Source organism: Rhodococcus mengyinensis (assembly GCF_048381435.1).
In the GTDB taxonomy this organism is placed as follows: Bacteria; Actinomycetota; Actinomycetes; order Mycobacteriales; family Mycobacteriaceae; genus Rhodococcus_F; species Rhodococcus_F opacus_D.
The window spans coordinates 110,784-123,006 of record NZ_JBLWIT010000121.1; the positions used below are offsets into that span (position 1 = coordinate 110,784).

Below are 12,223 nucleotides of genomic sequence, written 5' to 3' on the forward strand. Positions count from 1 at the left end.
TGTCACCGGTCCAGGTCGACGGAGGAGCCGGTCTCGACGCTGCGGACGGCGGCGAGTGCGATCGACAGCGCGGTGCGGGCGTCGTGGCCTGTGACGACGGCCGGTGTGTGGGTGCGGATCGCATCGACGAAGGCGGTCAGTTCCCCCACGTACGCGGAGTGCAGGAGGTCGGTGTCGCGGCGCGCGGTGTCGGCGTGCAGCCCGTCGGGGCCGTAGTAGGTCATGTCGGTGCTGAGCCCGCTGCCTGCGGTGATCATGCCGCCGGAGCCGAACACCTCGGCGCGCACGTCGTATCCGTACAGCGCACTGAAGCTTGCCTCCGCCGTGGCGATGGCGCCGTTGTCGAACTGGACCGTCACCACTGCGGTGTCGAGGTGGCCCGAGCTCTTGGCGTCCGGTCGTACCAGGGCGTCGGCCACGGCGTGCACCCGCACCGGGCGTGCGCCGGGGTTGAGGAAGCAGAGGGTGTCGAAGTCGTGAATGAGCGTTTCGAGGAAGATCGTCCACTGGGGAACGCGTGCCGGATCGGCGGTGTACGGCCCGGGATCGCGGGTCAGCGAACGCAGCAGCTGCGGGGTTCCGACCTTCTGCGCGTCGATCGCGGCGCGGGCGGCGGCGAATCCGGGAGCGAATCGGCGATTGAACCCCACCTGCAGGACGATGCCGGCGTCGGCGGCCGCCGCGATGGCGCGGTCGGCGTCGGCGAGGGTCACTGCCATCGGCTTCTCGACGAACACGTGCTTGCCGGCGGCCGCGGCCGCGACGACCAGATCCGTGTGGCTTCGCGCGGGGGCGGTGATAAGCACCGCATCGACCTCGTCGCTGGTGAGGACGTCGTCGACGGTCGCGGTGGCGATCGGCGCTCCCAACGCGGTGGCGAGGCGCTGCGCGGACTCGCCGACCGGGTCGCTGACGGCGACGAGCGACGCCCCGGGGACCAGGCGGGCCACGATCTCCGCGTGATTCGAGCCGATGCGTCCGGCACCGATCGTCGCGATGCGGACCGGGTGGGAAGCGGGCGCCGTCGAGTGGACGGTTGCGGCTTCGCTGAGTGACATGGGTGCGCTCCAGTGCAGTGGAAGGGTGGAGGTAGAGGAGAACTAGTACGTTCTAGTTCTAGACCGTAGGACTCGTGCGATCATTGGTCAAGAGCAGCTTCGAGCGGACAGCGCGGGGCCCGGGAGGACAGGAGTCGTGCACGTGGTCGAACCGCTGGCGGGATCGACCGGTGGCGCCCGTCCGACGATGGGCGATGTGGCGCGAGCGGCAGGAGTCTCCACAGCGCTCGTCTCGATCGTGATGCGGGGAGTTCCCGGCGCCAGCGAGGCCACTCGCAGGCGGGTGCTCGACATCGCCGACGAGATGGGCTACGTCCCCGACCGTCGCGCACAGAAACTGCGCCAGGCCAGTTCCCGGTTGCTCGGAGTGGTGTTCGAACTGCAGCAGCCGTTCCACGGCGATGTCGTCGAACAGATCTACGCGGCGGCCACCCGCCGGGGATACGACGTGATGCTCAGCGCGGTCGCGCCGAGTCGTGCCGAGAAGGTCGCCGTCCAGGCGCTCTTGCGGGAGCGCTGCGAGGCCGCGATCCTCCTCGGCACCCGGTTCCACAGCGACGAGCTCGGCGCGCTGGCCGACCGCGTGCCCGCCCTCGTCGTGGCGCGCGCGAGCGGCCTGCCCGGAGTCGGTGCCGTGCGGGGCGACGACGTCGCCGGCATCACCCTGGCCGTCGACCACCTCACCGAACTCGGACACCGGAACATCGCGCACATCGACGGCGCCGACGCTCCCGGCGGTGCGGACCGGCGGGCCGGATTCCTGGCCGCGATGCACCGGCACGGACTGTCGGCTTCGGCAACGGTCGTGGCGGGCGGTACGACGGAAACCGAAGGCGCACAGGGTATGCACAAACTTCTGGAGATGGCCACTCCCCCGACCGCCGTCGTCGCCTTCAACGACCGGTGCGCCACCGGCGTGCTCGACCTACTGGTCCGCCGTGGCCGGGACGTGCCCGCGGACATCTCCGTCATGGGCTACGACGACTCCCGCCTGGCGAGGATTCCGCACGTGCAGATGACGACGATCTCCCAGGACGCGACGCACATGGCCGAGGCCGCCGTCGACGGAGCGCTGGCTCAGATCGCCGGCGACAAGGCCGTCGACCTCGTACTCGCGCCGCACCTCGTCCGCCGCGCGACCACCGGCCCTGTCGCACACCGCGACTAGATCCTCTGCCGGATACTAGGCCGACGACCAGACACCGAGTTCGTTGCCACTCGGATCGGTGAAGTGAAAGCGGCGCCCGCCGGGAAAGTCGTACGGGCCGTTGACGACGGTGCCACCGGCCGCCCGCACCGCATCCACCGACGCGTCGAGATCCACCGAGTACAGCAGGACCAGCGGTCCGCCTGCCGGCTTCCGTTCCGGAACCTGCAGCAGGCCGCCGACTTCCTCACCGTCCGCACCGACGATGCCCGCGTACTGCGGGCCGTAGGCGTTGAATTCCCAGCCGAATGCCGAGCGGTAGAACGCTTCCGCGTCCGCGAGGTCCGTGACCGACAACTCCACGTAGTTCAGTCGATGATGATCTGCGCGAGAAGGTGACATGCCGGAACTCTAGCCGGAATCGGTTCCTCGATCAGGAGTTCGGTCGGCGAGAAGCATGTTCACGAAACCGCGGGTGCTCGCCGTCTGGGGTCGGCCGGCGACCTGAACGAGGGAGATGGTGCGTTCGACCGTCGGCTGCAGGGGTATGTGGACGAGTCCGGCGAACGAGATCATGGGAAGCACGAGTTCGGGTACCGCGGTGACGCCGAGCCCGGCCGCCGCCAGTCCCGCTACCGCGCCGATGTTCTGCGCCTGCATGACGGGACCGAGTTCGATGCGTGCGTCCTCGACGGCCCGGCGGACGGGCGCCGCGATGCTGCTCTCGGGTCCGAACGCGATGAACGGCTGTCCGGCGAGATCCGACCACCGCAGTACCGGCCGGTCGGCGAACGGATGTGTCGGCGCGACAGCGCAATAGAAGGAGTCGCTCGTCAGGACGTCCTGCTGCAGGCCGGGCAGAATGCCCGAGGTGGTGACAAGGGCGAGGTCGACCGTGCCCGAGTACACGGCGTCGAGAACCTCCTGACGTAGTCCGTCCCGGATCTGGAGGCGCACGTCGGGGTGCTGCTCGCGGAAGCTCACCACATACGGAGGAAGGAACGTGGCCGCGAGCGAGGGCAGGCATGCCACGGTCACGATTCCGCGGTCACCGGTGACGAATCGTTCGATCTGCGTGAGTCCGTCGTCGAAATCGTGGAGCATCCGCCGGGCGTGCTCGATGATCTCGTGCCCGTGCGTGGTCAGCTCGACACGGCGAGTGGTGCGTTCGAACAGCGTGACGTCGAGTCTGCGCTCGGCCTCGGCGACCGAGCGGCTCAGCGAGGACTGAGACACGTCGAGTGCGTGGGCCGCCGCGGTGAAGCTCGCGTAGTCGGCGATGGCGACGATGCTCCTCAGGTGAGAAATCCCGAGATTGATGCTCATGCGCATCAGTATGGCCGGTATTCATGCTGGGATATTCATGAGTTGAACTCATGAATCGATCATTCATTGATATTTGACGCACAATTGTGAGGCGCGCGACACTGGGATTCCATTTCGAAGGAGGTCACATGGTTGCCGCGCTCGGGTTCGCCACGATCGCTTGTTTCCTGGCGCTGGCGTTCAGCCGCCGGGTCTCGGTGCTCGTCGCACTGATCCTCGTTCCCGTCACGTTCGCGATCGTGGGCGGATGGGCACCCGACCTCGGGGAGATGGTGGGCGACGGTCTGCTGAAGGTCGCGCCCGTCGCCATCATGATCGCCTTCGCGGTCCTGTATTTCAGTCTGATGGTCGACGTGGGACTGTTCGACCCGGCGATCCGCCGGATCGTCCGGTGGGCAGGGGGAAATCCCACCAAGATCGCCGTCGGAACCGCGGTGCTGACCCTGCTCGTCGCGCTCGACGGCGACGGAACCTCGACCTTCCTGATCACCATCTCGGCGTTGCTGCCCATCTACCAGAAACTCGGGATGCGCCCGGTCGTCCTGACCGGCATCGTCTGCCTGGCTGCGGGACTGATGAACATGATTCCGTGGGGCGGCCCGACCGTCCGCGCCATGGCCGCGCTCGACCTGACCAGCGCCGACATCTTCACGCCGGTCCTGCCCGCGATGGGAGCCGGGGTCCTGTGGGTCCTGTTCGCCGCCTACATGATCGGCCGCACGGAACGTAAGCGGCTCGGCGTCACCGAACTGGTGTCTCCCGCCGGCGGTGGTCCCGGCACGCCGCACGTCTCCGACGCGCCGGTGCGCACCGGTCGCCAACGGGCGGTGATGGCGTTCAATACCGTGCTCACCCTCGTTCTGATCGTGATCCTGCTGTTCCAGCTCGTGCCGCTGGAGGTGGCATTCGCCATCGCATTCGCACTCGCGCTCGCCGTCAACCGCCCGAAGTGGGACGACCAGCAGGCCCTGTTCGCCAAGCACGGCGGCAACGTCACCATGGTGGTGGCGATGATCCTCGCGGCAGGCGTGCTCACCGGAATCCTCAACGGCACCGGGATGATCACCGCGATGGCGCAGACGTTCGTCTCCTGGATTCCGCAGTCCGCCGGGTCCCTGATCCCCGTCATCACCGCCGTCACGTCGATGCCGCTCAGCCTGGTCTTCACCCCGGACGCCTACTACTTCGGCGTCGTACCGGTGCTGGCGGAAACCACGGCATCGTTTGGTGGCGATCCCGCGGAAATCGGCCGCGCCGCCATCCTCGGCCAGATGACCACCGGGTTCCCGCTCAGCCCGCTGACCGCCGCGACGTTCATCCTGATCGGACTGAGCAAGGTGGACCTCGGCAAGCACCAGCGGTTCATCTTCGGCTGGGCCTTCGGAACCACGATCGTGATGACCGTCATGGCGCTGCTCACCGGTGCCATCTCGCTGTAATCGTCCGCGGCATCACCGCAGCCGAGCCACCCCACCACCCGTCGAACAAGCAAAGGACTTCGAGCCCGTGACACCATCGAGCACCCGCGACAGAGCCTCGCGGAGCGTGCGACTCGGCGCCGGATCCGGGTTCTCCGGGGATCGCATCGACCCCGCCGAGAAACTCGCCCGGCACGCCGACCTCGACTACCTGATCTTCGAATGCCTCGGCGAACGCACTGTCGCCGCCGGAAACTCTCGCCGACTCGAGAACCCGGACGAAGGATACGATCCGCTGCTCGCCGCACGCATGCGTGCGGTTCTCCCGCACACGCTCGCGTCCGGGACCACGGTGATCACCAATGCCGGTGCCGCGAACCCTCTCGCCGCTGCTGAACTGGTCTCCGGCATCGCGGCCCGGTCCGCCGACCGGCAGGTGCGCATCGCTGCGATCACGGGCGACGCGGTGCTCGAGCAGGTGCTGCGCCACGACCCCGTCGTGTGGGAGACCGGGAGACGACTGTCGGAGCACGACGAGGAACTCGTCTCCGCGAACGCGTACATCGGGGCGGAGGCCGTGATCCCCGCGCTCGAACTGGACGCCGACATCGTCGTCACCGGGCGGCTGGCCGACCCCTCTCTCTACGTCGCCCCACTCGCCCACCATTTCGGATGGGACCTGGCCGATCACGAGACCATCGGCGCCGCAACCGCGATCGGGCACCTGCTCGAGTGCGCCGGACAACTCACGGGCGGGTACTACGCGGATCCCGTCACCAAACCGGTGAAGGGCATGGCCGATCTCGGCTTCCCGTTCGCCGACGTCCTCGCCGACGGATCGGCGACGTTCGGCAAACTCGACGGGTCCGGCGGCATACTCACGGAACGAACCTGCGCCGAGCAGCTCCTGTACGAGGTGGGAGATCCCACCTCGTATCTCACGCCGGACGTCACCGCGGACTTCGGCAACGTGTCGTTCACCAATGTGGGACCCGACCGGGTCGCCATCACCGGTGCGACGGGGCGCCCCCGGCCGCAGCAGCTGAAGGTCACCCTCGGCTTCCGTGGCGGCTGGCTCGGTGAGGGGCAGATCAGTTACGCGGGCCCGCGCGCCCACCCCCGCGCCCGGCTCGCCGCGGACATCGTCACCGAACGACTCGTCGACGTGCACGGTTTCACCGAGGACGCCGTCTCCGTCGAATACATCGGCGCCGGTGCGGCTTTCCGCGGCCTCGACACCGACACCGATGCGCACGAGGTTCGACTGCGGGTGACCGCCCGCGCACGCACCCGCGAGGAAGCCGACCTCGTCGGCTGGGAAGTGGAAAGCCTGTACACCAACGGACCGGCCGGCGGGGGCGGCGCCCGGCGCTCGGCGACCGAGGTACTCGCGATCCGCTCGTGCACCCTCCCCCGCGACCTCGTGCCCACCCGGGTGCACCTCACGGAGGTGACGACATGACCACGCCCGCAACGGTTCAGAAGATGGACTCCCTCGCCGACGTTCGTGCCGGCGACAAGGGAGACACGCTCATCCTTGCCGTGCTGGCCCGGGACCACGCCGCCTACCGTTATCTCGCCCGGAGACTGACCGAAGACGTCGTCGCCGCCCACTACGGCGAGCTGATCACCGGTCCGGCCCGGCGCACCTGCCAGCCGAACCTGATGGCGATGGTGTTCGAGTTGCCGGGCGTCCTCGGCGGCGGCGTCACGGGTTCCCCCGCACTCGACGGACACGGCAAGACGCTGGGCTATCACCTGCTGAGCCTCGAAATCTGACGGGCTACACGGGATTCCGGTCCCGCGACGCCGACAGGGTGACGGCGAGCGCCTGACGATCGAGCTTGCCGCGCGGCGTGCGCGGCAAGCTGTCGACCGCGAGTACCTGAACCGGCATGCTCGGGCTGGGTAACGTGGCGCGCAGATGCCGCCAGATCTCGCTGGAACTCGGCCCGTCGCCGTCCACCACGATCGCGGCGGCCGGTGCCTCGCCCATCCGGCTGTCGGGCACTCCGATGCACGCAGCCTCCGAGACTCCGGGGAGTGCGGTCAACGCCGCCTCGATGGCCGCGGGTTCCACATTGAGCCCCGCCCGGATCACCGTGTCGCTGTCGCGGCCGAACAACTGCAGGCTGTTGCCCGCCACCCTGCCTCGGTCCCCCACGGTCATCCACCCGTCGGCGGGGCCGTTCAGCACGCCGTCCTCGGTGAGGTAGCCGTCGAACAGCATGTCGCTGCGCACGTGAACGAGGCCCGCGCGAATCTCTGCGTCGACGCCGTGGAACAGTTCGCCTGCCGCATGCTCGTCGGCGGCGCCGAGACCCCGGTCGAAGGACACGAAGCTCAGTTCGGAGGCGCCGTAGAAGTGCACGAGCGACGCCTTCGGCAGCACCTCCTGCAACGCCTCACGCCCGGTGCGCGGCCACCGGGCCGCCGACGACAGCACCTCACGGACGCTGCCGACCGGACCGATGCCCGACCGCACCACATCCCAGGCGATGGTGGGTACCGAGTACAGATGTGTCGCTGCGTCGCGCAGCGAGTGGGTGACCGGTCGCAGATCCACCGTCGCACCACGAGTGAGCCCGTGCAGCGCGCCGTACAGGAAATGGGTGTGGTCGAGAACTCCGGGCACCGCCACGCGATCCCCGCTACCGATGTCGAACGTCGTGTCCGAGCGGTCGAGGGTCGTGGCCCACGATCGCTGGTTGCGCACGAACAGCTTCGGCTCACCGGTGGTGCCGGACGTGATGCCGACCAGCAGTTCGGTGCCGGGACGCGCCCGGCCTGCGGTGCCGTCGGATTCGAGGCTGTCCGCCGTCTCGACGGTCCCGTCGAATCCCAGTCTCCGTAGCCTGGTGTGCTGGTGCGACGCGGCCACCACGGCGCCGGGTTTCGCGAGCTCGAGCACCCGCGTCAGCTGCGCGGGCAGGAGATGCCGATGCAGTAGCACGACGCTGACTCCCGCGTGCATCGCCGCCGTCACCACGACCAGCGACCCGACATCCGACGTCGGCAGCACGGCGACCCGGTTCATGCCGTCGAGCCCGGCGGCGGTGCGTGTGACACGCGACCAGAACCGGCCGTAGTCGACGGTCTCGCGTGCGGACACGACCGCTGTCGTCTCCGGGTTCTCGGCGGCCCGTCGAGCGACACGCTCGGCGAGCAGCTCAGTCATCGTCCACTCCCCGGGCGACGAGGGCGTCGCCCATCGCATCCGCGGTCCGGAGGGCGCGGACCAGAACCGGTGTGGCCAGCGCCGTCATCGACCATTGCAACCCGCGTGCCTTCCGCGCCTGCGCCACCTCCTGCACGATCCCCGTCAACAGCGGGATACACCGGATCGCCAACGCGAGCAGGAGTCCGATCCGATCCGGGTCGACCCCGAACCTCCGGAGGGGCCCGAGTGCGCGCGACACCGTGTCGAGCATGTCGGTGACCCGGGTGGTGAGCGTGACCAACGCGGCGAGCGCCACCGAGATCAGCAGCACCCCGCACACGACGACCGCCCGCGCGGGCGACGTGATCAGCACCTGGAACACGGCGATGATCAACAACATCCACACCACCGGACGCAACTGCGCCACCGCGACCCGCCACGGAATGGCAGCCACCGCAAATAGCAGGCCCACCACCAGGATGACGACACCGACCTCGAGCGGGGTGCGCACGAACACGGTGGCCGTGACGATCGACGCGATCAACAGCAGCAGTTTCAGCCCGGCGGGCATCCTGTGCAGGAGCGAGTCGCCCGGGCGGTACAGGCCGATCATTCGACCAACTGCCGGTACGCGGGGACGGCGTCGTCCGGGCTGCCGTCGAATGCGACGAGACCGTCGTCGATGACGATGACCCGTTCGAAACTGTCCAGCAGCGCCAGTTGGTGGGTCACGACGATCACCTGCTGGTCCATCGAATCGAGTGCTTCGGCGACGACGCGGGCGTTCCGCAGATCCAGCAGTGTGGTCGGCTCGTCGGCGATGATCACCTCGGGCCTGCGGATGAGGACGGCGCCGATGGCGAGCAGCTGCTTCTGGCCACCGGACAGCAGGTGCGCGGGGTGATCGCCGTGCTGGTCGAGCCGGAACCGCACCAGGATCTCCTCGACGCGGGCGGCGATCTCCGGCTTGCTCAGACCGGACCGGCGCAGCGAGAACGCCAGGTCCTCGGACACCGTGGGCATGACGATCTGGGTGTCGGGGTCGGTGAACACGAACCCGACCTTGCGGCGCACCTGGGCGCCCTTTTTGGCGGCGTCGACACCGTCGACCGTGACGGTGCCGGAGGTGGGCTTCAGCAACCCGTTGATCATGCGGGCCAGGGTCGACTTACCGGAACCGTTGGATCCGATGATGCCGACGCGGCGCTCGGAGAAGCGCAGGTCGACGCCGCGGAGCACCGGGCGGTCCCCGAAGGCATGGGTCACCGAATCGAAGACGATCTCACTCACGACACGCGCTCCACGAGCATCGCGATGCCCTGTCCGCCGCCGATGGCGCAGGCCGCGAGCCCGAGCGCGGGTCCGTCCTCGCGCAGCATCTGACTTGCCAAGCGCACCAGCAAGATCGCCCCCGACGCTCCCCATGGGTGTCCCATGGCGATGGCGCCGCCCTGTGGGCAGATCACGGATTCGTCCAGGCCGAGTTCGTCCGACACCGCCAGGACCACCGACGCGAAGGCCTCGGTGATCTCGACGACGCCCAGATCCGCCACGTCGTATCCGGTTCTCTTCAGGAGTTTGCGGATTGCGGGGACCGGTCCGAGTCCGGGCAGCGCCGGGTCCGATCCCGCGACGGCGGAACCGAGGATTCGCAACGCAGGCAGTCCGGCGGCCAGCGACTCCGTCGTCACCGCCAGCACGGCGGCGCCGTCCGAGATGCCGCAGGAGTTCCCCGCCGTGGCCGTTCCGCCCGCACCGAAACTGGGGCGCAGCCGCGCGAGCCTGGCCTCGGTCATGCCCGCGCGAATGCGCTGGTCCCGCGCGATGTCACCGATCGGCACGATTTCCGACGAGAAGTCGGCGGCGGCCGCGAGCGTGTGCGACCGCGCCGCGTACGCGTCCTGCCGCTCACGGCTGATGCCGCGTACCCGCGCGAGCTCGTCCGCGGCCGCCCCCATGTCGGGGTCGGGGAAGCCGTGCGGCGCAAAGGGAGCACGGGTGTAGCGCACCGGATCGGCGCCCGACACCGGCGGCCAGAACCGCCACGGCGCCGTGCTCGCCGATTCGACGCCGCCGGCCAGAATCAGCTCGTCGGCACCGCTGCGCACGCGGAGCGCGGCCTGCATCACCGCGTCGAGGCCGGAACCGCACTGCCGGTCGACGGTGACCCCGGGAACCTCCACGCCCATCCCCGCCTGCAGGGCCGCGACCCGCGCGGGATCACCGCCCGGCCCGAGGCAGTTGCCGAGGACGACGTCGTCGACCTCGGCGTCGAGGCCCGACTCCCGCAGCGACGTCAGAACGTCGCGCAACACCGGGGCGGCCAGATCGGTGGTGGTCAGATCGGCGAACCCGTGCCCGGCATTGCCGATCGGCGTCCGACGCGGCGCCACCAGAACAGGGACAGAGCTCATGCCAGCCAGTCTCTCACTCGGCCACGGGCGACCTTGCCACTGGCGGTCCGCGGCATCGACTCGATCGGCACCCAGCGGCGGGGCAGGGCTTCCTTCGTCAGCATCCGGCGTGCGCGCGAACGGACGTCGCCGATGTCCGCGGTGCCGTCGAGCTCCACCACGGCGGTGACGGTCTCGCCGAGCACCGAATGCGGCGATCCGACGACGGCGGCCGCGGCGATACCGTCGACCGTCTCGAGGATGCGCTCGACGTCCTCGGCAACCACCGTGGTGCCGCCGACGTTGATCGCGGATTCGCCCCGGCCGCGCACCGTCAGCTCGCCGTCGTCACCGAGTTCGGCCAGATCACCGACGCCGAACCACTCCGGGACCCCGATCACGCTGTACGGCGACCGGACGTACAGCAGACCGTCGCGGATGTCGGCGTCGACGCCGTCGAGCAGCCGGAGCGGTTCGGGCACCCGGCGCGCCGCTACGAGGGAGAGTTCCGCGGCGCCGTAGTACTCGACGATCTCGATACCGTCCGCCACCGCGCGGGCGCCGTCGTCCAGGGCGGTCCCGGCGACGATCGCCGTGCGCAGCTTCGGGGCCTTCCCCACCACCTCACGGAGAACGGCGGGAACGGCGTGCACCACCGTCGCCCGGGACGGGTCGTCGGTGACGCACGCCCCGCGCCACAGTGCGTGCACGGCGCCGAACAGGTGCATCGTGGCGTGCAACGGGCCGGTGATCAGCACGTGGTCCGTCGCGTCGATGCCGGTGATCGCGGTGAAGGCGGGGAAGCTGTCGAACCAGGAGGCCGCGGTGCGCGCGAGCGGACGCGGGCTGCCGGTGGAGCCGGACGTCGCGACCAGCAGAAACGCGGACGGCGGAACCGCCGTGCGGTCCGGGCGCGCGTCGGGGTTCTCGACGATCACCGCCGTCCCCTGCCGCGCCGCCGCGCACACGCAGATCAGGGCGTCCGGGACCGGCAGCGTCGACGCGTCGTAGGCAGACGCACCCGAGCCGTGCTCGAGGATCCATCGGTCGATGGCACGGTCGAGTTCGGCGTAGGTGTAGGTGCGGTCTTCGAAATCGAGAGCGGGCTGATCGCCGGAGCCGCCGAGTTCGGAACTCACGTACGGATCAGGCCGGGGTACGCGCGATGCACGCTCTTGGCGACCACGGTCGCGACGACGACCTTGAGCAGGTCGCCGGGGATGAAGGCGAAGTTGGTGGTGATGGCGGCGCCGACACCCAGATCGGTGCGGAGCAGGAGTCCGACGGTGCCGAAGACGTAGATGACGACGATCCCGCCAAGGGCGTTGATCAGGAGACCGAGCGCGATCGGGTACTTCGGCAGGATCCGGGCGGTGAGGAGGCCGATGATCAGCGTCGCGGGAATCCAGCCGATGAGGTATCCGGCGCTCGGGCCTGCGAGCGCGGTCAGTCCGGTGCGGCCACCGGACAGGAGGGGCAGGCCGATGAGGGTCAGTGCGATGAAGACCGCGACGGCGGCTGTGCCCTTGCGAGCGCCGAGCACCGCGCCGGCGAGGATGACGCCGAGCGTCTGCAGTGTGATCGGCACTCCGCTGAAGCCGACCGTGATGGCGCCGGGCAGTCCCAGCGCCGCGATCAGTGCGGCGAAGACCGCGATCTGCGCCATGTCCCGCGCTGAAATACCGAGCCTCGACACCCGAGCACTCTCGACACCTGCCATG

Annotated in this window: 13 protein-coding genes; 4 read left to right on the forward strand and 9 right to left on the reverse strand. The window is 69.2% G+C overall.

All coding sequences use genetic code 11. From position 1 onward, the window contains the following. Positions 1-2 precede the first annotated feature (2 nt). Positions 3-1,058 (reverse strand): Gfo/Idh/MocA family oxidoreductase, encoded by a 1,056-nt coding sequence (locus ACNJ7E_RS27470; protein WP_418341448.1) that lies wholly within the window; start codon positions 1,056-1,058, stop codon positions 3-5. A gap of 142 nt (positions 1,059-1,200) precedes the next feature. Here ACNJ7E_RS27470 and ACNJ7E_RS27475 point away from each other — a divergent pair, with 142 nt between their 5' ends. Next, positions 1,201-2,226 carry a LacI family DNA-binding transcriptional regulator gene (locus ACNJ7E_RS27475; protein ID WP_418341449.1) on the forward strand — a complete coding sequence of 342 codons (1,026 nt, stop codon included), beginning with the start codon at positions 1,201-1,203 and terminating at the stop codon, positions 2,224-2,226. Positions 2,227-2,241: 15 nt separating this feature from the next. Here the strand turns inward: ACNJ7E_RS27475 and ACNJ7E_RS27480 are convergent, their stop codons facing one another. Beyond that, on the reverse strand, positions 2,242-2,607 hold the full coding sequence (locus ACNJ7E_RS27480; protein WP_283330940.1) for a VOC family protein: 366 nt from the start codon (positions 2,605-2,607) through the stop codon (positions 2,242-2,244). A gap of 9 nt (positions 2,608-2,616) precedes the next feature. Beyond that, entirely contained in the window at positions 2,617-3,537 is a 921-nt protein-coding gene (locus ACNJ7E_RS27485; protein ID WP_317570044.1) for a LysR family transcriptional regulator, read from the reverse strand. A 122-nt stretch (positions 3,538-3,659) separates the two neighbouring features. Here ACNJ7E_RS27485 and ACNJ7E_RS27490 point away from each other — a divergent pair, with 122 nt between their 5' ends. The 3 genes from ACNJ7E_RS27490 to ACNJ7E_RS27500 all read left to right on the forward strand — a co-directional run bounded on the left by ACNJ7E_RS27490 (position 3,660) and on the right by ACNJ7E_RS27500 (position 6,728). Next, a complete protein-coding gene (locus ACNJ7E_RS27490; protein ID WP_418341450.1) occupies positions 3,660-4,970 on the forward strand; it encodes a CitMHS family transporter in 1,311 nt (436 codons plus the stop codon). A 67-nt stretch (positions 4,971-5,037) separates the two neighbouring features. Continuing rightward, positions 5,038-6,411 carry an acyclic terpene utilization AtuA family protein gene (locus ACNJ7E_RS27495; protein ID WP_418341451.1) on the forward strand — a complete coding sequence of 458 codons (1,374 nt, stop codon included), beginning with the start codon at positions 5,038-5,040 and terminating at the stop codon, positions 6,409-6,411. Continuing rightward, on the forward strand, positions 6,408-6,728 hold the full coding sequence (locus ACNJ7E_RS27500; protein ID WP_283330936.1) for an AtuA-related protein: 321 nt from the start codon (positions 6,408-6,410) through the stop codon (positions 6,726-6,728). The genes ACNJ7E_RS27495 and ACNJ7E_RS27500 overlap by 4 nt, the downstream gene beginning before the upstream one ends. Positions 6,729-6,732: 4 nt before the next feature. Here the strand turns inward: ACNJ7E_RS27500 and ACNJ7E_RS27505 are convergent, their stop codons facing one another. The 6 genes from ACNJ7E_RS27505 to ACNJ7E_RS27530 are packed head-to-tail and all read right to left on the reverse strand — an operon-like array spanning position 6,733 to position 12,222. Then, complete coding sequence (locus ACNJ7E_RS27505) at positions 6,733-8,127, reverse strand: AMP-binding protein (RefSeq protein ID WP_418341452.1); 1,395 nt, start codon at positions 8,125-8,127, stop codon at positions 6,733-6,735. Beyond that, the gene (locus ACNJ7E_RS27510; RefSeq protein ID WP_105417355.1) at positions 8,120-8,722 is read right to left on the reverse strand and encodes an energy-coupling factor transporter transmembrane component T family protein; all 603 of its coding nucleotides are present in this window, start codon (positions 8,720-8,722) and stop codon (positions 8,120-8,122) included. The genes ACNJ7E_RS27505 and ACNJ7E_RS27510 overlap by 8 nt, the downstream gene beginning before the upstream one ends. Next, entirely contained in the window at positions 8,719-9,399 is a 681-nt protein-coding gene (locus tag ACNJ7E_RS27515; RefSeq protein ID WP_317570041.1) for an energy-coupling factor ABC transporter ATP-binding protein, read from the reverse strand. Before ACNJ7E_RS27515 ends, ACNJ7E_RS27510 begins: the two co-directional genes overlap by 4 nt. Next, a complete protein-coding gene (locus tag ACNJ7E_RS27520) occupies positions 9,396-10,523 on the reverse strand; it encodes a thiolase family protein (RefSeq protein ID WP_317570040.1) in 1,128 nt (375 codons plus the stop codon). Before ACNJ7E_RS27520 ends, ACNJ7E_RS27515 begins: the two co-directional genes overlap by 4 nt. Next, positions 10,520-11,641, reverse strand: coding sequence for a class I adenylate-forming enzyme family protein (locus ACNJ7E_RS27525; protein WP_418341453.1), 1,122 nt, complete (start codon positions 11,639-11,641; stop codon positions 10,520-10,522). The genes ACNJ7E_RS27520 and ACNJ7E_RS27525 overlap by 4 nt, the downstream gene beginning before the upstream one ends. Next, on the reverse strand, positions 11,638-12,222 hold the full coding sequence (locus ACNJ7E_RS27530; RefSeq protein ID WP_007299149.1) for a biotin transporter BioY: 585 nt from the start codon (positions 12,220-12,222) through the stop codon (positions 11,638-11,640). The genes ACNJ7E_RS27525 and ACNJ7E_RS27530 overlap by 4 nt, the downstream gene beginning before the upstream one ends. Between the last annotated feature and the right edge of the window lies 1 nt (position 12,223).